The 20,802-nt window shown below is 71.9% G+C and carries 20 protein-coding genes; 12 read left to right on the top strand and 8 right to left on the bottom strand.

Annotated elements, in window-relative coordinates:
- Positions 1-113: 113 nt before the first annotated feature.
- On the bottom strand, positions 114-2,147 hold the full coding sequence (locus IE153_RS23205; RefSeq protein ID WP_189591733.1) for a thioredoxin domain-containing protein: 2,034 nt from the start codon (positions 2,145-2,147) through the stop codon (positions 114-116).
- Between the two features lie 238 nt (positions 2,148-2,385).
- Between IE153_RS23205 and IE153_RS23200 the strand changes: the two genes are divergently transcribed.
- Entirely contained in the window at positions 2,386-5,583 is a 3,198-nt protein-coding gene (locus IE153_RS23200) for a tetratricopeptide repeat protein (protein WP_189591732.1), read from the top strand.
- Between the two features lie 434 nt (positions 5,584-6,017).
- On the opposite strand, the gene IE153_RS23195 is transcribed toward IE153_RS23200, so the two are convergent.
- Entirely contained in the window at positions 6,018-6,308 is a 291-nt protein-coding gene (locus IE153_RS23195; RefSeq protein WP_189591731.1) for a hypothetical protein, read from the bottom strand.
- Positions 6,301-7,182 carry a mycothiol conjugate amidase Mca gene (gene mca / locus IE153_RS23190; RefSeq protein WP_033311300.1) on the bottom strand — a complete coding sequence of 294 codons (882 nt, stop codon included), beginning with the start codon at positions 7,180-7,182 and terminating at the stop codon, positions 6,301-6,303. Before mca ends, IE153_RS23195 begins: the two co-directional genes overlap by 8 nt.
- Positions 7,183-7,330: 148 nt before the next feature.
- Here mca and IE153_RS23185 point away from each other — a divergent pair, with 148 nt between their 5' ends.
- The gene (locus IE153_RS23185) at positions 7,331-7,729 is read left to right on the top strand and encodes a DUF4307 domain-containing protein (protein WP_189591730.1); all 399 of its coding nucleotides are present in this window, start codon (positions 7,331-7,333) and stop codon (positions 7,727-7,729) included.
- Between the two features lie 178 nt (positions 7,730-7,907).
- A complete protein-coding gene (greA, locus tag IE153_RS23180) occupies positions 7,908-8,405 on the top strand; it encodes a transcription elongation factor GreA (RefSeq protein WP_031104770.1) in 498 nt (165 codons plus the stop codon).
- Positions 8,406-8,462: 57 nt separating this feature from the next.
- On the opposite strand, the gene IE153_RS23175 is transcribed toward greA, so the two are convergent.
- The 3 genes from IE153_RS23175 to ilvA all read right to left on the bottom strand — a co-directional run bounded on the left by IE153_RS23175 (position 8,463) and on the right by ilvA (position 11,741).
- The gene (locus tag IE153_RS23175; protein WP_189591729.1) at positions 8,463-9,320 is read right to left on the bottom strand and encodes an ABC transporter permease; all 858 of its coding nucleotides are present in this window, start codon (positions 9,318-9,320) and stop codon (positions 8,463-8,465) included.
- Entirely contained in the window at positions 9,317-10,294 is a 978-nt protein-coding gene (locus IE153_RS23170; protein ID WP_189591728.1) for an ATP-binding cassette domain-containing protein, read from the bottom strand. Before IE153_RS23170 ends, IE153_RS23175 begins: the two co-directional genes overlap by 4 nt.
- Positions 10,295-10,511: 217 nt before the next feature.
- A complete protein-coding gene (gene ilvA, locus IE153_RS23165; protein WP_189591727.1) occupies positions 10,512-11,741 on the bottom strand; it encodes a threonine ammonia-lyase in 1,230 nt (409 codons plus the stop codon).
- Between the two features lie 163 nt (positions 11,742-11,904).
- Between ilvA and IE153_RS23160 the strand changes: the two genes are divergently transcribed.
- From IE153_RS23160 to IE153_RS23150, 3 genes are all read left to right on the top strand, one after another.
- A complete protein-coding gene (locus tag IE153_RS23160; protein ID WP_185012568.1) occupies positions 11,905-12,411 on the top strand; it encodes a MarR family winged helix-turn-helix transcriptional regulator in 507 nt (168 codons plus the stop codon).
- A 177-nt stretch (positions 12,412-12,588) separates the two neighbouring features.
- Positions 12,589-13,092 carry a sigma factor-like helix-turn-helix DNA-binding protein gene (locus IE153_RS23155; RefSeq protein ID WP_189591726.1) on the top strand — a complete coding sequence of 168 codons (504 nt, stop codon included), beginning with the start codon at positions 12,589-12,591 and terminating at the stop codon, positions 13,090-13,092.
- A 58-nt stretch (positions 13,093-13,150) separates the two neighbouring features.
- Positions 13,151-13,399, top strand: coding sequence for a hypothetical protein (locus IE153_RS23150; RefSeq protein ID WP_097219719.1), 249 nt, complete (start codon positions 13,151-13,153; stop codon positions 13,397-13,399).
- A gap of 19 nt (positions 13,400-13,418) precedes the next feature.
- Here the strand turns inward: IE153_RS23150 and IE153_RS23145 are convergent, their stop codons facing one another.
- Positions 13,419-14,573, bottom strand: a complete 1,155-nt coding sequence (locus tag IE153_RS23145; RefSeq protein ID WP_189591725.1) for a cystathionine gamma-synthase — start codon at positions 14,571-14,573, stop codon at positions 13,419-13,421.
- A gap of 152 nt (positions 14,574-14,725) precedes the next feature.
- Here IE153_RS23145 and IE153_RS23140 point away from each other — a divergent pair, with 152 nt between their 5' ends.
- The 6 genes from IE153_RS23140 (at position 14,726) to IE153_RS23115 (ending at position 19,920) form a co-directional block, all read left to right on the top strand.
- Positions 14,726-15,847, top strand: a complete 1,122-nt coding sequence (locus IE153_RS23140) for a hypothetical protein (RefSeq protein WP_189591724.1) — start codon at positions 14,726-14,728, stop codon at positions 15,845-15,847.
- A gap of 102 nt (positions 15,848-15,949) precedes the next feature.
- Positions 15,950-16,618, top strand: coding sequence for a peptide-methionine (S)-S-oxide reductase MsrA (gene msrA / locus IE153_RS23135; protein ID WP_189591723.1), 669 nt, complete (start codon positions 15,950-15,952; stop codon positions 16,616-16,618).
- On the top strand, positions 16,611-16,937 hold the full coding sequence (locus tag IE153_RS23130; protein WP_189591722.1) for a hypothetical protein: 327 nt from the start codon (positions 16,611-16,613) through the stop codon (positions 16,935-16,937). Before msrA ends, IE153_RS23130 begins: the two co-directional genes overlap by 8 nt.
- A 72-nt stretch (positions 16,938-17,009) precedes the next feature.
- On the top strand, positions 17,010-18,113 hold the full coding sequence (locus IE153_RS23125; protein ID WP_435811935.1) for an AI-2E family transporter: 1,104 nt from the start codon (positions 17,010-17,012) through the stop codon (positions 18,111-18,113).
- Positions 18,114-18,221: 108 nt separating this feature from the next.
- The gene (locus tag IE153_RS23120; protein WP_189591720.1) at positions 18,222-18,908 is read left to right on the top strand and encodes a DUF4389 domain-containing protein; all 687 of its coding nucleotides are present in this window, start codon (positions 18,222-18,224) and stop codon (positions 18,906-18,908) included.
- A gap of 82 nt (positions 18,909-18,990) precedes the next feature.
- Complete coding sequence (locus tag IE153_RS23115; RefSeq protein WP_189591765.1) at positions 18,991-19,920, top strand: DUF5829 family protein; 930 nt, start codon at positions 18,991-18,993, stop codon at positions 19,918-19,920.
- A 93-nt stretch (positions 19,921-20,013) separates the two neighbouring features.
- Here IE153_RS23115 and IE153_RS23110 read toward each other — a convergent pair whose 3' ends face one another.
- Positions 20,014-20,775, bottom strand: a complete 762-nt coding sequence (locus tag IE153_RS23110) for an SDR family oxidoreductase (RefSeq protein WP_189591719.1) — start codon at positions 20,773-20,775, stop codon at positions 20,014-20,016.
- Positions 20,776-20,802: the final 27 nt, after the last annotated feature.

Genomic DNA, 20,802 nt, shown 5'->3' with positions numbered 1-20,802 from the left:
CGACGGTGGGCCGATGCGGCCTCGTCCGCCACGTCACTGTGCAGAGATTAGGGGGGAACTGTGAAGCCTGGGGGCTGTTCAGATAAAGACCATGTTTCCGTTGATACGTGACTTCAGCCACTCAAGACCGTACGCAGCCGGTCAGGCTCGGTCGTCGGGGCGTCACACGTGAAGTTACGGCAGACGTACGCGGCCGGTTCACCGCCGACCAGCGGACGGTCCGCGAGCAGCGGGAACTCCTCGCTCCCCGGGGCGCCCACGGCGACCACCGCACCGGGCGCGGTGCCCAGAAGTGCCGTGCGGTGCAGGGCCCTTGTGCCCGCGTCGTCCAGCGCCGGGCCCACGACCGCGACCTCGCGAGGACCGTCCAGCACGGCCTCGGCCGCGGCCAGTCCCCAGCCGATGAAGCGGGGCACCCGCGGTCCCAGCGCCTTCACGACACCCAACGCCCGTTCGGCGGCGGTGCGGTGAGGCTCGGAGCCGGTGTGCGCGGCATAACTCAGCAGGGCGTTCGCGGCAGCCGTCCAGCCTGACGGGGCCGCGTTGTCGGTCGGGTCCTGCGGGCGGCGGATCAACCGCTCCGCATCGGCCGCGGTGTCGTACAGCGAGCCCGACTCGGGGTCCGTGAAGCGGGCCAGGACGTGATCGAGGAGGAACCCGGCGAACTCCAGCCAGACGCCCTCCCCGGTGACGGACGCGAGCGCGAGGAAGCCCTCCGCCACATCCGCGTAGTCCTCCAGGACACCGGCGTTGGCGCCCGCGTGGCCGTCCTTGCTGGTACGGGTGAGCCGGGCCTGCTCGTCCAGATGCAGCCGGACCAGGAGGTCGGCCGCGGCGACGGCGGCCTCGACCAGGTCGGGCCGGTCGAAGTAGGCGCCGGTCTCGGCGAGCGCGGCGATCGCGAGGCCGTTCCAGGCGGCGACGACCTTGTCGTCCCGGCCGGGCGCGGGCCGCTCGGCCCGCGCCGCGAGCAGCCGCTCCTGGATCGAGGCGACCTTCTCCGCGTCCAGCAGAGCGTCCCGTACCGGCAGTTGGAGAACGGACGCGCCCTCCTCGAAGGTCCCCTCCTCGGTGACGCCGAAGTGCTGGGCCGCGAGCTCGGCGTCCTGCTCGCCGAGCACCTCCCGCAGTTGCTCCGGCGTCCACACGTAGTACGCGCCCTCGACGTGCTTACCCGTGCCGTCGTCGCTGTCCGCGTCGAGCGCGGAGGCGAACCCGCCCTCGTTCGTGCGCAGTTCGCGCACCATGAAGTCGGCGGTCTCCAGAGCCACCCGACGCGCGAGCTCCGAGCCGGTGGCGCGCCAGAGGTGGGCGTACACCCGGCACAGCAGGGCGTTGTCGTACAGCATCTTCTCGAAGTGCGGCACGACCCAGTCACGGTCGACGGAGTAGCGGGCGAAGCCGCCCCCGAGCTGGTCGTACATCCCGCCCCGGGCCATCCGCTCGCAGGTGTCCCGCGCCATTTGCAGGGCCCCCTCGGCGCCGGTGCGGGCGTGGTGGCGCAGCAGGAACTCCAGCACCATGGACGGCGGGAACTTCGGCGCCCCGCCGAAACCGCCGCGCTGCGGGTCGTACTCCCGCGTCAGCCCGAGCAGGGCCTGCGCGAGCTCCTCCTCACCGGGGGTCTGCGCGTCGCCGTAGGAGATCTCCCGCCCGGCCAGATCCCGGACGATCTTCCCGGCGACCTCGGCCACCTCGTCCCGCCGCTCGTCCCACGCCTGGTGCACCCCCTGGAGCACCTGCCGGAACGACGGCATGCCCTGACGGGGAGCGGGCGGGAAGTACGTACCGAAGTAGAAGGGCTCGGCGTCCGGGGTGAGGAACACGGTCATGGGCCAGCCACCCTGCCCGGTCGCCGCCTGCACGGCCTCCATGTAGACGGCGTCGACGTCGGGGCGCTCCTCGCGGTCGACCTTCACGCTCACGTAGTGCGCGTTGAGGTACTCGGCGGTCTCCTGGTCCTCGAAGGACTCGTGCGCCATGACGTGACACCAGTGACAACTGCTGTATCCGACGCTGAGCAGCACGGGCACGTTGCGCTTGCGGGCCTCCTCGAAGGCCTCGGACGACCAGGGCCACCAGTCGACGGGATTGTCGGCGTGCTGAAGGAGGTAGGGGGACGTCTCGTGCGCCAGTCGGTTCGGCATGGTGTCCATCCTGCCGCAGTACCCGGCCCCCCACGCGTCAGGCGTCGCGCGGGCGCCGCCCCCGCCGGCACGGGCGCCGGGCGCGCGGCACGCCAACCCGCCCTGGTCTTCACACAATCGGGCCGGGCACGCCCCCTCGCCCCGATGCGCCGTCCGCAGCACACTTGACCAAGGAAACGACCGAGGGAACGACCGCAACGGGTGGGACAGCGCCGTTGCCGCCGGAGGGGGACCTGACATGCGGGACAGTCATCGGGTGGAGGCCGAGCGGCTGTTGGCGCGGGCCGTCGAGGAGGAGGTGCGCCGCTCGGGCGGGCGCAGTGACGGGAAAGTGCTGCTCGCGCGGGCGCGCGGGGGGCTCGACGCGATGGCGCAGAGCGCGCGCGAGGAGTACGAGGCCTACACGCGCGCCCTGGACGAGGCGGCCGCCGGCCAGCTGACCTTCGGGCAGCGTTACGCCCGGGAGGGTGCCGGGACGCCGCTGCTGGTGGCCGGCGTGGCGGCGGTCGCGGCCGTGGCCGCCGACATGGCGCTGGGCACGGGGACCGGGACCGCTCTCGGGGCGGGTGTGACGGTGGGTGTCGTGGGGGCCGCGGCGACGGTGGTGAAGGTGGTCGGGTCGCACGTGCCGGCCGCGAGTCGTCGAGCCGGCGCCGTGAGCCAGCCCGGCGGGCCCGAACAGTTGAGGCTCCAGTGGCTGACGGCGCTGGAGGTGCGGGGCATCCGGCCGTTCCTGGACCAGCAGCGGGTGCTCGCGGCCTCGACCGGGCCGAAGAAGACGGCGCCGCGGCTGCGGGGCGCGGACAAGAGCGCGGCGGCACGCGGGCGCAATGTGCTGGAGCAGTCCTTCGCACAGCTCCCCGGGCCGACCGAGCCGTTCGCCGGGCGGCGGCACGAGCTGGCGCAGATCCGGCAGTGGGTGCAGTCGGCCCGGGCGAGCACGGAGACGCAGCCGACCGTGGTCGTGCTGCACGGCACGCCCGGGAGCGGCCGGACGACGCTCGCGGTGCACGCCACGCACGAGCTGAAGGACTACTTCCGCGGTGCCTGCGTCGTCGACCTGCGCGCCGACGGGCCGGGCGAGTCCCCGCTGTCCACCCGCGACGCCCTGCTGCATCTGCTGAACCGGCTCGGCGCACCCCGCGAGCAATTGCTGTTCCGCGAGCGCTCCTCCCCCGACCAGCAGGTCAAGCGGCTGAGCGAGCTGTACCACCAGCATCTGACGGGCCTGCCGGTCACGGTCGTCCTCGACGACGCCTCGGACGCGGAGCAGATCCGCGCCCTGGTCCCGGAGCGGTCCGACAGCCTGGTGCTGGTGACCGCGCGGGGCCCGCTGGAGCTGGAGGGCCTGCCCGCCCGGGTGCACCAGCTGGCGGTCGCACCGCTGGACGCCGCGGGAGCGGAGGAGCTGCTGGGCGCGGCGGCGCAGGATCGTTCCGGGCCGTACGACGCGGAGTCCGCGGACCGGGTCCGGGAGCTGTGCGGCGGACTGCCTTTGGCGCTGCGCATCGCCGGCTCGTGCCTGGGCCCGCGCTCGCCCCGCGCCCTGGCCACGGACCTCGAGGCCTACGGCCCGGTCGAGCCGGTGGAACGCGCACTGTGGCTGCGCTACACGGACCAGGCGGAGACCGTGCGGCGGCTGCTGCGCCGGCTGGCCCTGGCCGGACGGGCCTCACTGGGGGCCGCCGCGGCCGCCGCGCTGCTGGCCACGGACGAGGCGGAGGCCAAGCGCCATCTGGAGGTCCTGACCCGTGCCGGTCTGATCGACCACGTCCGGGGCGACCGCTACCGGCTGCACGACCTGGTCCGTTCCTTCGCCCAGGCCCGCCTGCTCGACGAGGAGGATCCGGCCGAGCGGACGGCGGCGCAGGAGCGGCTGATCGTGAACTACGCCGAGCTGGCGGACTCGGTGCTGCGGATGGTCGACGGCAACATGTCGACCCGCACCAACCGCTTCAGCCCGTACGGCTTCCCCTCCCTCGACGAGGCGCTGCGCTGGCTGGACGACGAGTCGAGCTTCATCACGGCGGCGCTGCGGCACGCCGAGGGTGTGGACCAGGCGGCGGTGCTGAACCTGCTGGGCGCGCTGTGCGACTACTGCCTGCTGCGCGGCGACCTCTACCGCCTGGGCGAGATCAGTGAGCTGGCGCAGGCGGTGGACGAGGGCCTGCTGGTCCGCTCCGTGCAGTGGCGCACCGGCATCGCGGCGCGGCAGCTGGGCGAACTCGACAAGGCCCGCACCACCCTCGCCTCGGTCGTCGACCTCTACCGGGAGGCCCACCACGACGCGGGGGCCGCCCGTGCGCTGTGCTCCCTCGGCATCACCCTGCACCACCAGGGCAATCTGACGGAGGCGTCGGCGAAGCTCCGCGAGGCCCTGGCGCTGCAGTCCTCGCCCGAGCTGGCGACGGACCGGGCGTGGACGATGCACGCCCTGGCGGCGGTGGAGCGTGACCGGGCCCGGGTGGCGGAGGCGCTGGACCTGCTGACCGAGTCGCTGGTGCTGCACCGCGCGGGCGAGTCCGTGCACGGCCAGGCGTGGGCGCACTTCCAGCTCGGTCAGCTGGGCCTGCGCATGGGCGACGTACCGCGGGCCGAGTCGGAACTGCGGGCGGCCCTGGAGCTGTACGGCCGCACTCGTGACGCCCGGGGCGAGGCCTGGGCGCTGACGCAGTTGGCCCGGGCGCTGCTGGTCGCGGGGGACGCGTCACCGGCGGTGGAGGAGCTGCGTGGGGCCGCCGCCCGGCACCGCGACAACGAGGACGCACGCGGTGAGGCGTGGACGCTGTACTACCTGGGCCAGGCCCTGGAGGAGACGGGCGATCTCGATTCTGCCGTCCGCGAGCTGGAGCGCGCCCGCACGATGTTCTCCCGCATGCGGGACGTCTACGGTCTGGCCTGCGCCCGCCACCACTCGGCCCGCGTCACCCGCGACCAGCGGGCGGCCCAGACGGGTTCCCTGCGCAATTCGGGCTTCGCCCGGCAGCTGCTGGTCGACGCCCGGGCCGACTTCCAGCGCATCGGCGTCGCCCACGGCGAGGCCTGGACGTGCCTGGAGCTGGTGGTCGTGGACGCGGGCAACGCCCGCACCCAGCAGGCCCTGGCCCTGTGCGACGAGGCGGTCGAGCTGTTCGCCTCCTACGGCGACCGCCGCGGCGAGGACTGGGCCCGCTTCCTGCGCTGCACACTCCTGCCCTACGCGGCCCCGGGCGGCATGGAGGTGGGTACGGCGGTGGCACAGGAGGAACTGGCCCAGCTGTCCCGCGCGAGCCACGACCTGCGCGACCGGAAACTGGACGACTACCTCGACGCGTACCAGCTCCTCCTGGAACGGGGCGTCACCCTGGAGGCAGGCTGGCAGGCCTGGCGCCTCGGCATGGTCCCGAACCGGCATGCGCGCGAGGTGATGGGAGTGGCGGTGGAATCGAAGGCGTAGGCGCCCGGGCCCCCTGGGGGCTTCACGCTACGGGGGACGCGCTCCTGGGCGGCGCTCCCCGATGCGCGCGAGGCGATGCGCGCGAGGCGATGCGCGTGCCACTGGAGCGGAATGCGAAAGCCCGGGGCGGGTGGGCCCTCGGCGGACGCGCCGACGAGGGGGCGCGCCCCGGTACTCCCGAGGGTGCTCCGCGCGAGGGCGAGCAGCTTCTGCGCTGCTTCTGCGCGAGGTGCCCGTCGGCGGCACTCCTCGACGACTGAGAGGCGACGGACGGAGCCGAAGGCGTGGCCCCCGCGGCGCGTGAGGCAGCCCTTCCGGCGACGCTCCCCGGCCAACGCGCCGGGCGGCCGTCGACGTGCTCCGCGGTGCGCACCACGCACCCGTCGGCGGCGATCGGTGCCGGCCACCGACGGGTGGCGTCCCCCTGGGGGACGTCAGCCTTGCTTCTTGGCGCCCTGGCTCGAGGGCTCCGCTTCCGCGGCGGTCGCGTCCGCGTCCGCCGGGGACTGCTCCGGCTGGTCGGCCTTCGGGTCCGGGACCTGCGTGAAGTCGACCCGGTTCATGTGCCGGCTCATGGACTTCATCAGGGCCCACACCGCCAGGGCCATCGCCGCGAAGACGATGAAGCCGAGGACGCCGGGGGTGACCTTGTCCTCGTCGACCTCCTTGGCGAAGGAGACGAGGTGCGTCATTGCCAGGCTTGCGCTTGCGCTCATGTCAGGCATTGTCGCGGATGCCCGCGAAGAGGTCGTCCTCGGGGAGGGAGGTATCGACGAGGGCCTTCGCCAGCTCGTACTCCTCCGTCGGCCAGACCTCCTTCTGGATCTCCATGGGCACCTTGAACCAGCCGCCGTCCGGGTCGATCTGCGTGGCGTGGGCGATCAGCGCCTTGTCGCGGATCTCGTAGAACTCGGCGCAGGGAATGTGCGTGGTGAGCGTGCGCTGCTTCATGCCGAACTCCTCCCAGCGCTTGAGCCAGTCCCCATAGGGGGACTCCAGGCCGCGGTCGAGCATCGCCTGGTGCAGGGCCTCGGTGCGCGGGCGGTTGAAGCCCTGGTTGTAGTAGAGCTTCTGCGGCTGGTAGGCGGGGCCGTACTCCGCCTCCGGGTACTTCTCGGTGTCCGCGGCCGACTCGAACGCCACCATGGAGATCTTGTGGGTCATGATGTGGTCGGGGTGCGGATAGCCGCCGTTCTCGTCGTAGGTGGTGATCACCTGCGGACGGAAGGCACGGATCTTGCGCACCAGCTCACCGGCCGCGTGATCCACGTCCTCCAGGGCGAAGCAGCCCTCCGGCAGCGGCGGCAGCGGGTCGCCCTCGGGCAGGCCCGAGTCGACGAAGCCGAGCCATTCCTGCTTGACGCCCAAGATCTCCCGGGCCTCGTCCATCTCCTTCTTGCGTACCTCGTGAATGTGCTCCTCGATGTACGCGTCGCCCTGGAGCTTCGGATTGAGGATGGAGCCGCGTTCCCCGCCCGTGCAGGTCACGACCAGCACGTCCACCCCCTCGGACACGTACTTCGCCATGGTCGCCGCGCCCTTGCTCGACTCGTCGTCGGGGTGTGCGTGAACGGCCATCAGTCGCAACTGGTCAGTCAAGACTCAATCCTCAGTAGGTCGGCGCCCTGTGTGCGTCGGCGCAATCAGCGGCTTCTATAGTGACCGAATCGGGGGGCGAATAATTCCGGGGGCCCGGTCCCGGAGCCCCTTCCGGGGCCTTCGTCCCGGACCTGCCAGGAGGACGATCATGAGTACGGCGAGCACGCGACCGCCCGAGGGCCGATACGGCCGCTCCTCGGACGAGCGCGCCGACCGCACGCTCAGGGTCGTGGGCACCGTCCTCGCGGTGGCGCTGCTGGGTCTGATCGGCTGGTTCGGCTACCACTACGTCGCCAAGAGCGAGATCAGCGCCGAGGTGATCAGCTTCGAGCCGGGCAAGGAGTCCGTGCAGGTGCACCTGGAGGTCCGCAAGGACGCCGGCACCGACGGCTACTGCACCGTGCGCTCGCAGGCCGAGAACGGGGCCGAGGTGGGCCGGGCCGACTTCCGCTTCGACGGGGACGGGACCCGCATCGACAAGGTCGTCACGCTCCGCACGACCTCCCCGGGGACGACGGCCGAGCTGCTGGGCTGCCACACCGGCTGACAACAACCGGCATCACCTGGAATACGTAGTGCCTGACCTGCATTGACGTAAATCTGGTGGCTTATGTCCTCCCCCTTGGGGCCCCGAATTGTTAGGCTCGTGGTTTCGCCCTTCCGTGAAGGAACATTCTTCTGGGTAGGGCGATGCTTTGTATTCCCAGTACCTACGAGGAGCACCTGTGACCCAGACCAGCGAGAACGTCACCTGGCTGACCCAGGAGGCGTACAACAAGCTCAAGGCTGAGCTTGAGCACCTTACTGGTCCCGCGCGGGCGGAGATCTCCGCGAAGATCGCCGCGGCGCGCGAAGAGGGCGACCTGCGTGAGAACGGCGGGTACCACGCGGCCAAGGAGGAGCAGGGCAAGCAGGAGCTCCGTGTGCGCCAGCTCACCCAGCTCCTCGAGAACGCCAAGGTCGGCGAGGCTCCCGCCGCGGACGGCGCGGTGGCGCCCGGCATGGTCGTCACGATCGCGTTCGACGGCGACGAGGACGACACGCTGACGTTCCTGCTCGCGTCCCGCGAATACGCGAGCTCCGACATCGAGACGTACTCCCCGCAGTCCCCGCTGGGCACCGGCGTGATCGGCCACAAGGTCGGCGAGGACGCGGAGTACGAGCTGCCGAACGGCAAGAAGGCCCTGGTGAAGATCCTCAAGGCCGAGCCGTACGAGGGCTGACCCGCCCTTTCCGAGCCCTGGTCTGCCCCCGGTGCCGCAGCGGCACCGGGGGCATTCTCATGCCGTCGCCGAGCGGTACTTGCGCACCGCCAGGGTCCGGAAGACCACCAGGATCAGGATCGAGTAGATCAGCGAGGCCCAGACGGGGTGCTGCATGGGCCAGGCGTCCGACGGGGACTGGCCCGGGTTGGCGAACAGCACACGGCAGGCCTGGACCGTGGCGCTGAAGGGGTTCCACTCGGCGATGTGGCGCAGCCACGGGGTCATGTGGCTGGTGTCCACGAACGCGTTGGAGATGAACGTGACCGGGAAGAGCCAGATCAGGCCGCTGGACGTGGCCGCCTCGGGGGTCCGCACGGACATGCCGATCAGGGCGCCGATCCAGGTGAACGCGTAGCCGAGCAGGAGCAGCAGGCCGAAGGCGGCGAGGACCTTGGCGGCGTTGGTGCTGCCGTCCGACCCGACGCGCCAGCCGACCAGCAGGGCGACCACGGCGAGGACCACCAGGGTCAGGGCCGTCTGCACGGAGTCGGCGAGGGTGCGGCCGGTGAGCACCGCGCCGCGCGCCATGGGCAGGGAGCGGAAGCGGTCGATGAGGCCCTTGTGCATGTCGTCGGCGATGCCGGCGCCGGAGCTGGCGGTGGCGAAGGTGACGGTCTGCGCGAAGATGCCCGCCATCAGGAAGTTCTTGTAGTCGGCGGCGCTGGTGCTGTTGCCGATCTGCATGGAACCGCCGAAGACGTAGGTGAACAGCACCACGAACATGATCGGCTGGATCAGCCCGTAGATGATCATCTCGGGGATCCGGGACATGCGGATCAGGTTGCGCTTGGCGACGACCATCGAGTCCCGGATCGACTGGCTGACCGGGTTCGCGGTGGGCGCGACCCGCACGGTGTCGGTGACGGCGCTCACTGGGCGGCCTCCTTGTCGTTCTCCTGGTCCTTGATCTCGGCCACGTGTCCCGTCAGGGACAGGAAGACGTCGTCGAGGGTGGGCCTGCGCAGGCCGATGTCGTCGATCTCGATGCCCCGGGTGTCCAGTTCGCGGATGACCTCGGCGAGGAGCTTGGCGCCGCCGGTGACGGGGGCGGTGAGCTTGCGCATGTGCTCCTCGACCGTGGTCTCGCCCTTGCCGAAGCCGGCGAGGACCTCGGCGGCGGACTGGATGTGCTCGCGCTGGTGCACCACGACCTCGACGCGCTCGCCGCCGGTGCGGGCCTTGAGCTGGTCGGAGGTGCCCTGGGCGATGACCTTGCCGTGGTCGACCACCGCGATGTCGTGCGCCAGGTGGTCGGCCTCCTCCAGGTACTGCGTGGTGAGCAGCAGCGTGGTGCCGCCGGAGACCAGGTGCTTGATGACCTCCCACAACTGCTGGCGGTTGCGGGGGTCGAGGCCGGTCGTCGGCTCGTCCATGAACATCACGGGTGGTGAGACGACCAGGGCCGCCGCGAGGTCGAGGCGGCGGCGCATGCCGCCCGAGTAGGTCTTGGTGGGGCGGTCGGCGGCGTCCGCGAGGTGGAACTGCTCCAGCAGTTCGGCCGCGCGCTCCTTCGCCGCCTTGGCCCGCATCTGGTACAGCTGGCCGACCATCTGGAGGTTCTCCCGGCCGGTCAGGTATTCGTCGACGGCCGCGAACTGGCCGGACAGCCCGATGGAGCGGCGGACCGCGTCGGGCTGCTTGAGGACGTCGATGCCCGCGACGACGGCCCGCCCGCTGTCGGGTCGCAGCAGGGTGGTCAGGCAGCGGACGGTGGTGGTCTTGCCCGCGCCGTTCGGCCCGAGCAGGCCGAGGACCGTGCCCTCGGGCACGTCCAGGTCGACGCCGTCCAAGGCCTTTACGTCACCGAAGGTCTTGACCAGACCTTCGGCGTAGATGGCGCCTGGCATATGAGTCTCCACGTCTTCGGGGATGACCGGACAGACGTCCGGTGAGGCTTCTCACCGACACACCATAACGCGATGTATCGCGTCTCACAATGAGTTTTGCGCGTTGCGCTCCGTGAGACGAAAGGATCTTGACCGGGTCGGGGACAGGCTCCTGACCGGGTCGGGGACAAGCTCCTGACCGGGTCGGGGACAGGCTCCTGAGGGGGCGGGAGCCCGCTCAGCCGATGACCGTGTAGCCCGCCTCGCGCAGCGCCTGACCCACCTCGGCGCAGTGCGCCGGGCCCTTCGTCTCCAGGTGCAGTTCGACCTCCGCCTCCGTGAGCCCGAGCCGCGGGTCGGTTCGGACGTGGCTCACATCGAGGACGTTAGCGTCGACCACTGACAACACGCCCAGAAGAGTGGCAAGAGCACCGGGCCGGTCCGTCAGCCGCAGCCGGACCGCCAGGTAGCGGCCCTGCGCGGCCATGCCGTGCCGCAGCACCCGCTCCATCAGCACCGGGTCGACGTTGCCGCCGGACAGCACCGCCACGACCGGCCCCTCGAAGGCGCCGGGCGCACTCAGCAGCGCCGCGACCGGGCTCGCCCCGGCCGGCTCGACGACCAGCTTGGCCCGCTCCAGGCACAGCAGCAGCGCGGCGGACAGCTCGTCCTCGCTGACCGTGCGCACCTCGTCGACCAGCTCGCCGATGATCCCGAACGGCACGTCACCGGGCCGCCCGACCTTGATGCCGTCGGCCATCGTCGCCGGGTTCTCGACCGACACCGGGCGGCCCGCCGCCAGCGAGGGCGGGTAGGCCGCCGCGCCCGCCGCCTGTACGCCCACCACCCGCACCTGCGGTCGCAGCGCCTTCACCGCCACCGCGATCCCGGCGGCCAGCCCGCCCCCGCCGATGCCGACGAGGATCGTGCGCACCTCCGGGCACTGCTCCAGGATCTCCAGGCCCACCGTCCCCTGGCCCGCGATGATGTCGGGGTGGTCGAAGGGGTGGATGAACACCGCGCCCGTCTCGGCCGCGTACTCCTGCGCGGCGGCCAGCGTCTCGTCGACCACCTGGCCGTGCAGCCGCACCTCGGCCCCGTAGTCCCGGGTGGCACTGACCTTGGGCAGCGGGGCGCCCTTCGGCATGAACACCGTGGAACGCACGCCGAGCAGTGCGGACGCGAGGGCGACGCCCTGCGCGTGGTTGCCGGCGCTGGCGGCGACCACCCCCGCGGCGCGCTCCTCCGGCAGCAGACCGGCGATCCGGACGTATGCGCCGCGCAACTTGAACGAGCCCGTCCGCTGGAGGTTCTCGCACTTGAGATGCACCGGCGCACCGACCGTCTGGGACAGGTGCCTGCTGCCCTCCATCGCGGTCACCCGCGCCACACCCGAGAGCATCTTCTGCGCGCCGCGCACGTCGTCGAGGGTGACGGGCCGAAAGGAGTCAGCCGTGCTGTAGCTCATGACTCCAGCATCGCAGTTCACAGGCGGGAACGACCGTTGTGACCAACCTCCGAGACCCGCTTTGCGCAGCGCCGGTACGGCCCGCCTTCCGGCCGCGTACCCTGTCCCCCAATCTGCCAGCCCTCCACGAAGTGAGCCCCCGGCCATGCCCACAACACCTGAAATGTCGATGGACATGACGACCGTCGGTGACACCGGTCTCCTCGACACGCTGCAGCACGAGGTGGCGCTGTTCGCCCGCCGTGCCGAACAGACCCGGCTCGGCGGAGTCGGGCAGGTGCGCAACTCCATGGACCGCGCCGCGTACCTGCTGCTCAACCGCCTCGACAAAGAAGGCCCGATGGGCGTCAAGGCGCTCGCCGCGAGCATGGGGATCGACTCGTCGACGGTCACCCGGCAGGTGGCTCCCCTCGTCGACACCGGCCTGGTCAAGCGCACCTCCCACCCCGAGGACGGGCGCGCGGTGGTGCTCCAGCTGTCCCCGCGCGGGCAGGCCCGGCTGGAGGAAGTGCGCTCCTCCCGGCGCCAGTTGATGGCCGAGCTGACCCACGACTGGGAGCCCGACGAGCGCGAGGCGTTCTGCGACCTCCTCACGCGCTTCAACACCGCGCTGTCCACCCGGATGGCGGCGCAGGGGGTACCCGGGCCGGAGGCACAGCCGGAGTCCTGAACGCCGTACCGCAGGGAATCCGGTGCCACGGCCCGGGGCTCCACGCGTGCGTGGCGCCGCCCGAGCCGTGCGCGGCTCTTGACCTCGGGGCCGTACCTGGCCTGATATGAGACCGGGCCCCCGTCGCGCGCGGCCGGGTGCCCGCATCCTCAGGGTCGCCGTCAGGCGGGAGGCGCGGTGCTGGAGCGGCATGCGTCCCGGGCAACCCGTCGCGCCCGGGAGTTCGAGGCGTTCGTCGCGGGCGCGGCCGGGCGGCTGCTGCACGCCGCCACACTGCTCACCGCCGAGGCCCCCGACGACAACCCCCGCGCGCGGCGCCTGCTGACGCTGTCGCTGGCGCACACCTACGCGAGCTGGGACCGGCTGCACGGCGAGGACCCGTACGACCGCACCCGCCAGTACCTGGCCACCCGCTTCGCCCGCGGCACGTGGCACCACTACGGCGCGCTCGGCCGCTCCCGGCCGCATCCCGCGAGCCCGCTGGCCCCGCTCACCCCCCAGGAACGGCTGATCCTGGTCCTCAGGCTCTACGAAGGCGTCGCCGAGGAACAGACGGCGGCCCTGCTGGGCCTGTCCCCCGAGCGCGTACGGGCGATCGGCCACCGGGCGACGTCGATCCTGCTGCACCGGCCGCGGGGCCCGGCGCCCGCGGTGACGGCCGCTAAGGCGGTGCGGTCATGAGGTCTGACGGCCACGAAGGCGGTGCGGTCATGAGCCCGTCCGGCGATCGGGGAGCGGCATGAGCGGGAACGACCGCGAGGCGGCCGTACGGCGGCTCCTGGAGCAGGCGCCGCGGCCCGTGCCGCCCGAGATCCACACCGAGGCGGTGCGCCGCGGCGGGCGCATGCTGCGGCGCAGGACGCTCGCCCGCCGCCTGATGTGGCTGCTGCTGCTCGCGGCGGCCGTGGCGTTCACCGTGTGGGCGCTGACCGCCCGCCCGTGGGTGGAGCCGCCGTCCGACACGACTCCACCCCTCACCGGCTGGTGACCCCGCGAGGGGAACCGGTCTAGCCGAGCGCCTGCTGCAGGTCCTCCAGCAGGTCCTCGGCGTTCTCGATGCCGACGGACAGCCGCACCAGGTCGGCCGGGACCTCCAGGGCCGAACCGGCCACGGAGGCGTGCGTCATGCGGCCGGGGTGCTCGATCAGCGACTCGACGCCGCCCAGGGACTCGCCCAGCGTGAAGATCTTCGCCCGGTTGCACACCTCGACGGCCGCCTCCTCGCCGCCGGCGACGCGGAAGGAGACCATGCCGCCGAACGACTTCATCTGCTTGGCGGCGACCTCGTGACCGGGGTGCTCCGGCAGGCCCGGGTACAGCACGCTGCTCACGCGCGCGTGCCGCGTGAGCATGTCGGCGACCTTGACGGCGTTCTCGCTGTGCCGGTCCATGCGCACGGAGAGGGTCTTGGTGCCGCGCAGCACCAGCCAGGAGTCGAAGGGCCCGGCGACCGCGCCCATCGCGTTCTGGTGGAAGGCCAGTTCCTCGCCGAGGCCGGCGTCAGCGGTGACCAGGGCGCCGCCGACGACGTCGGAGTGACCGCCCATGTACTTGGTCAGCGAGTGCACGACGACGTCCGCGCCCAGCGACAGCGGCTGCTGGAGGTAGGGCGTGGCGAAGGTGTTGTCCACGACGAGGCGGGCGCCCGCGTCCCGGGCGACCTGGGCGACCGCGGCGATGTCGGTGATGCCGAGCAGCGGGTTGGAGGGGGTCTCCACCCACACGACCTTGGTCTTCGGGGTGAGGGCGGCCCGCACGGCGGCCGGGTCGCTCGTGTCGGCGACCGACCACTCCACGCCCCAGCGGGCGACGACCTTGGCGAACAGACGGAACGTGCCGCCGTACGCGTCGTTCGGGATGACCACGTGGTCCCCGGGGGTGAGCAGCGTACGCAGCAGGCAGTCCTCGGCCGCCAGCCCGGACGCGAACGCGAGCCCGCGGCGGCCGCCCTCCAGGGCTGCGAGGTTCTCCTCCAGCGCGGTCCTGGTGGGATTGGCGCTGCGGCTGTACTCGTAGCCGCCGCGCAGTCCGCCGACCCCGTCCTGCTTGTAGGTCGAGACCTGGTAGATCGGCGGGACGACCGCGCCCGTCAGGGGGTCGGCGGTGTTGCCCGCGTGGATCGCGAGCGTCTCGAAGTGCTGACTGATGTGCCTGTCGCTCATGAGCACCGAGGGTAGTGCGCCGACGCGACGCGTGCCGGGGTACGGGGCGAGCCGGGGTTTTCCACAGGTCGCGGGAGGGCTGGGGCCCACGTTTTCCACAGGTTCCCGGAGCAGGTTGGCCAATTGTCGGCGCGGTCTGGTTCGCTTGTTGCATGGAGATTCTGTGGGTCCTGATCGCGCTGGTCATGCTGGGCTTCGTGCTGCTCCCCTTCCTGCGGCGCAGGCGCGGTGGTGCGATAGGGCTGGTCTCCCCCGACCACCCGGACGCGGCGGACCCGGCGAACTACGGCTTCGTCCGCGAGGAGGAGCTCGACATCCGCATGCCCGGCCCCGACCAGGACCTCCTGGACGTCCTGGACGTGGTGCAGCGCACGCAGGACCACCGCGCCGCGCAGCAGCTCCTGGCGGGCACGGAGACCGAGGGCGAGCGGCGCTGGCAGCGCGTGCAGGCCTTCGCGGGCGCGGCCTCGCTGGAGCTGTCGCGACGGCCCGGCGGGGTGAGCGAGGCGCCGGGCGGTCAGTGGCTGCGCGTGTGGCGGGCCGAGGCACCCAAGGACGCGGGCGGTGCGGCGGTGCACGCCGAGTTCCTGGTGCAGCAGGCGTGGCGGACGGCGACGCCGGGGACGGACGAGTTCCGGATCATCATGGAGGAGGCGAGGACGGCGTGCGGCGAGGCGGCGCTGCTCGCCCCCGGTGACCCGATCCCGTACATCGTCGAGCTGTCGGTGGCCCGCGGGCTCGGCTACTCCCAGAAGGACTTCGAGCAGGTCTGGCTGAAGATCCTGGACCGCGCCCCGGCCCACATGGGGGCGCACCTGTCCGCGCTGCACTACTGGTGCGAGAAGTGGCACGGCTCCCGTGCGGAGGCGTACGCGTTCGGCGAGGCTGCCGCGGCCCGGGCGCCCCGGGGCTCCCTCCTCTCGGCGATGCCCCTCTTCGCGGTGTTCGAGCACCTCCCCGAGGTGACCCTCGTGGCGAACTTCTGGCAGAGCGAGGTCGTCACGAAGGCGGTGCACGGCGCCCTGCACGCGGTGCACTCGGCCCGCGCCGACGACCCGATGCTGGCGCATGTGCGGCACATGCTGGTCTTCTTCCTGGTCCGGGGCGAGCGCTGGTCGGAGGCCATGAACCAGCTGATACACATCGACGGCCACGTGGGCGCCCTGCCCTGGACCCTGTCGGCCGATCCGGCGGCCGAGTTCGCGGTGTACCGGGCGCTGGCGGTGGCGGGCTACGAGGCGAACGGCGGCAGCCCGGCGAGCCTGCCGCACTGAGCCCCGCCCTGGCCCGGACCCCGCCTCAGCCGGCCCGGGTCCGGCCGGAATTCCGGGCGGTAGCGGCGCGTTGAGGGGGGCGTCGCCCCGATTGGAGACCGCATGTTCCTGCACAACCGCACGCCCCAGCTGCCGACCGCCGAGCAGGCGCTGCCCGGGCGCCCGGAGCCGGTGTTCACGGTCCCCGACCGCCACACCGTCCTCGGCAACCCGCTGCTCGGCCCGTACCCCGAGGGTCTGGAGACCGCCGACTTCGGCCTGGGCTGCTTCTGGGGCGCCGAGCGCACGTTCTGGCAGCTCCCGGCCGGTGTGTGGACGACCCTCGTCGGCTACCAGGGCGGCCACACGGAGAACCCCACGTACGAGGAGGTCTGCTCGGGCCTGACCGGCCACACCGAGGTCGTACGGGTGGTCTTCGACCCGGAGCAGATCTCGTACGAGCGCCTTCTGAAGACGTTCTGGGAGTCGCACGACCCGACGCAGGGCTTCCGCCAGGGCAACGACGTGGGCACGCAGTACCGTTCGGCGATCTACACCCACACCCCCGCCCAGGAGGCCACCGCCAAGGCCTCCCGCGAGGCGTACCAGAAGGTCCTGACGTCCTCCGGCTACGGCACCGTCACCACGGAGATCGTCACGACGCAGGGCCGCCCCTTCTACCCGGCGGAGGGCTACCACCAGCAGTACCTGGACAAGAACCCCGCGGGCTACTGCGGCATCGGCGGGACGGGCGTGTCCTGCCCGATCGGTGTGGCGAGGGCCGGTGGCTGACCCTGCGAGCTTCGGCGGGGGCTGGATCTTCGAGGAGGGTCTGCGGCCGTTCTGCGAGACCGTCGCGGAATTCTCGGGCTACGAGTTCGACGATGCGGACTGGCAGGCCGTAGGCAACGCCCTGCCCGACACCGACGTCGGGAAGCCCGACGGCTGGTACGACTACCCGCTCTCGGGCCGGGTGCCGCTGACACTGCTGGTCGCGGACGACCCCGGCTCGTCCGTGGTCTTCGTGCGGATCACGGGGAACCCCGACGACCGCACGCGGGCACAGATCGAAGCGGCCCTGCACATCTTCAGCATGTACACCGTGCGCTGACGGTCCGTGTCCGAGGTACGGGGCTGCTGCGGGCGCCCGGTCAGCCCGTAGGGTGCCTGCGTGACTGTGCCCCTGAATTCCGACAGGTCCCGTGCCGCGCTGCGGATATCCGCGCGGGTTTCCGCCGAGTTGCTGCTGGTGTTCGCCATGTCCGCCGTGGCGTTGTGGTTGCTGGGCCGGATGTGGTCGGTGGTGTGGCCGCTGGTGGTCGGGCTGCTGCTGACCACGCTGACCTGGCCCGCGGCCCGGTTCCTGCGCCGGCGTGGGTGGCCGCCCGCGCTGGCCGCGTCGGTCGTGACCGTGCTGTTCCTGCTGGTCGCCGTCGGCGTGGTGGCGCTGATCGCCGTACCGGTGGCATCCCAGTCCGGGGAGCTGACGGACGGTGTCGTGGAGGGCATCCAGCGGCTGCGCGAGTGGGCCGCCGGGCCACCGCTGAACATCGGGGACGCGCAGATCAACAAGGCCTTCGACAGCGCGGTCTCCCGCGCCCAGGAAGGCGTCGGCAGCATGGTGGGGGCTGTCGTCACGGGCGTGAGCACCGTGGTGAACGGCGTCGTCACCGCCGTCCTCGCGCTCTTCCTGATGTTCTTCTTCCTCAAGGACGGCCCGCGGTTCCTGCCGTGGCTGTCCCGTCAGCTGCCCGGCCGGCTCGCCACCGACGTCCCGACCGTGTTCGACCGCGGCTGGGCCACCCTGGGTGCCTTCGTACGGTCCCAGGCGGCCGTCGGTCTGCTCGACGCCGTCCTGATCGGCCTGGGCCTGTGGATCCTGGGTGTCCCGCTGGTGCTGCCGCTGGCGGTGCTGACCTTCGTCTCGGCGTTCGTGCCGATCATCGGCGCCCTGTTCGCCGGCTTCGTCGCGGTGCTCATCGCGCTCGTGTCCAACGGTCTGACGGACGCGCTGATCGTGCTGGCCATCATCGTCGTGGTGCAGCAGCTGGAGGGCAACGTCTTCCAGCCCATGATCCAGAGCCGCGGGCTCGGCCTGCACGCGGCGGTGGTGCTGCTCGCGGTGACCCTGGGCGGCAGCCTGGCCGGCATCGTGGGCAGCCTGCTCGCCGTGCCCGTGGCGGCGCTGATCGCGGTGGTCTGGAACTACGTGCGTGAGCAGCTCGTCGATCCGGTGGGCGAAGCGGGGACGGACGAATCCGAGGCGGGAGCCGCCGTCCCGTCGTAGCGGCACAGCCGCGGGACGCGCAGGCGGCGTCCGACGCGCGAACGGCCCCGCCCAGGTCGCGGGGCCGCTCCTCGCTTGCGAGTCTGCAGGCGAAAGGAGAGCCGCCTCATGATTCCTGTCGCCACGTCGCCCGTGCGTCTGGAGGCGTCCGTCGATCCCCGCCTGTCCCGATGGATGTGGCTGGTGAAATGGCTGCTCGCCATCCCGCACTACATCGTGCTGGTGTTCCTGTGGATCGGGTTCGTCGTCGTGACCGTGATCGCCTTCTTCGCGATCCTGTTCACCGCCCGGTACCCGCGGCCCCTCTTCGACTACAACGTCGGTGTGCTGCGCTGGAACTGGCGCGTCAGCTACTACGCGCACACCGCCCTCGGCACCGACCGGTACCCGCCGTTCACCCTCGCCGACGTGCCCGACTACCCGGCGCACTTCGACGTCGTCTACCCCGAGCGGCTGTCCCGCGGGCTGGTCCTGGTGAAGTGGTGGCTGCTGGCGATCCCGCAGTACATCGTCGTCGCGATGTTCGCCGGGGGCGGCTGGGGCGGCGAGGGCGACTGGCGGGGCGGCGGGCTGATGCCGTTTCTCTCCTTCGTCGCCGTCGTCATCCTGCTCTTCACCGCCCGCTACCCGCGGCACCTCTTCGACTTCCTGATCGGCCTGGCCCGCTGGGCGGCCCGGGTGACGGCGTACGCCGCGCTGCTGACGGACCAGTACCCGCCGTTCCGGCTCGACCAGGGCGGGCAGGAGCCCTCACCGGCGTCACCGTCACCGGCGGACCCACTGACCAAGACCTGACCCCGCAAAGCGCGCGATCCGCAGCGGAAGCGTTTCCTCCCGCCCTACGCTCCCTCGCATGGTTCTCAGACGAGCGTTACAGCTGATCATGGTCATCGCTCTGGCCCTCGCGGGGGCGGTCCAGGGCGGAGTGAGCACGGCACGGGCCGAGGAGAACGGGACGTCGACCGGGCGGCGACTGCTGTTCTACAACCACGCCTACGGTGTGCTCGACCGGGCCACCGCGGACGCCATCGAGCACTCCTCGTATCTGCGGGACTTCGCCAACTTCCAGGTCCGCACCACCACCGGTTCCGGCGGGCAGACGTGGACCGGCCGCTATCTGATGGGGCGCGAGACCTACTTCGAGCTGTTCGGGGTGGGTGACGTGCCCGGCAAGGACGGCACCCTCGGCTCCACCGGCCTGGGTGTGTCCACCGAGCGCGCCGGTGACCTGCCCCCGGTGATCGAGCGGCTGCGGAAGGCCGGGATCAGCGACCCGGTCGAGTTCCGGCAGACGCGCGACTTCGGCGACGGCGTCCCCGTGCCCTGGTTCGACGCGGTCTTCACCACCGACCAGTACGACCTCTTCGGTGCCTGGGGGATGGAGTACCGGCCGGAGTACTTCGCCGACCCGCGCGGCAACACCGAGCCCGCCTCCCACCCCGGTGACGTGGGCCGGGAGCGCTACCTGTCCGACGCCTACCGCGACCACCTGATGCGGGACGTGACGGGCATCCGGCTCGCGGTGACCGCACGGGACCTCGCCAACACGGTGCCGCTGCTGAAGGCCGGCGGTTTCGCGGTCCGGTCCCTGCCGGGCGGGGGCGCCGTCGCGAAGGGCGGCGGCACGACGATCCGGTTCGACTCCGTGCCCCTGGACCAGGTGGGTCTCCGGCAGATCGAGATGTCGCTGAACCACCCGGTGTCGTACCGGCACGTGGAGCGGATCGGCCACTCGTCCCTGGTGGTCGGCCCGGGGTCCCGCGCGGTGTGGACCTTCGAGGAGCAGGACCGGCCGGCCGCCGGGTAGGACCAGGGCCAGGGCAGGCCGGACGCCGTAGGACCAGCCCGGCCGAAGCACCGTAGGGCCAAGGGCCAGGACCGGCCCGACGCCGGTCAGGGCTCAGCCCAGCCTCTCCGCCAGGAACTCCTCCCAGGTCCGCTTCCCCTCCTCCGCCCCGGTCGTCGTCAGGTTCGCCCCGGCCCGGTACGCCCGCCCCGCCTTCCCGGGGATGCGCACCGGCAGCATGGGGCGGCGCCTGCCGGTCAGGCGGAGGTAGGGGCGGGCCAGGGCGGCGAGGTCGTAGAGGTGCGGTCCGGCCAGGTCCGGGACCAGGCCGGACGGGGTGCCGAGGGTCAGTTCCGCGAGGCGGGCGGCGACCTCGCGCGAGTCGACCGGCTGGAGCCGCATGCCGCCCGGGACCGGGAACACCGGCAGCTTCGCCATCTTCTCGACCATGGTCAGCGCGAGGTCGTGGAACTGGGCCGCGCGCAGGATCGTCCACGGGATGCCGGAGTCGGCGACGGCACGCTCCGACTCCAGTTTCGTCCGCATCCAGGCCAGCGGGAGCCGGTCCGCGCCGATGACCGAGACGTAGACCAGGTGCCGTACGCCGGCCCCGGACGCGGCGCGGACCAGGGCGCGGGTCGCCTCGTCGTCGCCCTTGGGGCCGCCCGCCAGGTGCAGCACGGTCTCCACCCCGTCGACGGCGGCCTCGACGCCCTCGTCCTTCAGCAGGTCGCCGGTGACGTGGTCGATGCCGTCCGCGGCGGGGCGGGCACGCCGGGTGAGGATCCGCACCTCGTGGCCGGACGCGCGCAGGAGCGGGACGACGTGGGCGCCGAGGGTGCCCGTGCCGCCGGTGACCAGGATCGGTGCTGTCATGACTGCTCCCCGGTTCTTCGTCAGGTG

The organism is Streptomyces massasporeus, assembly GCF_014648995.1.
In the GTDB taxonomy this organism is placed as follows: Bacteria; Actinomycetota; Actinomycetes; order Streptomycetales; family Streptomycetaceae; genus Streptomyces; species Streptomyces massasporeus.
The sequence above is the reverse complement of the archived record's forward strand: the minus strand, read 5'-3'. Positions and strand labels throughout refer to the sequence as shown.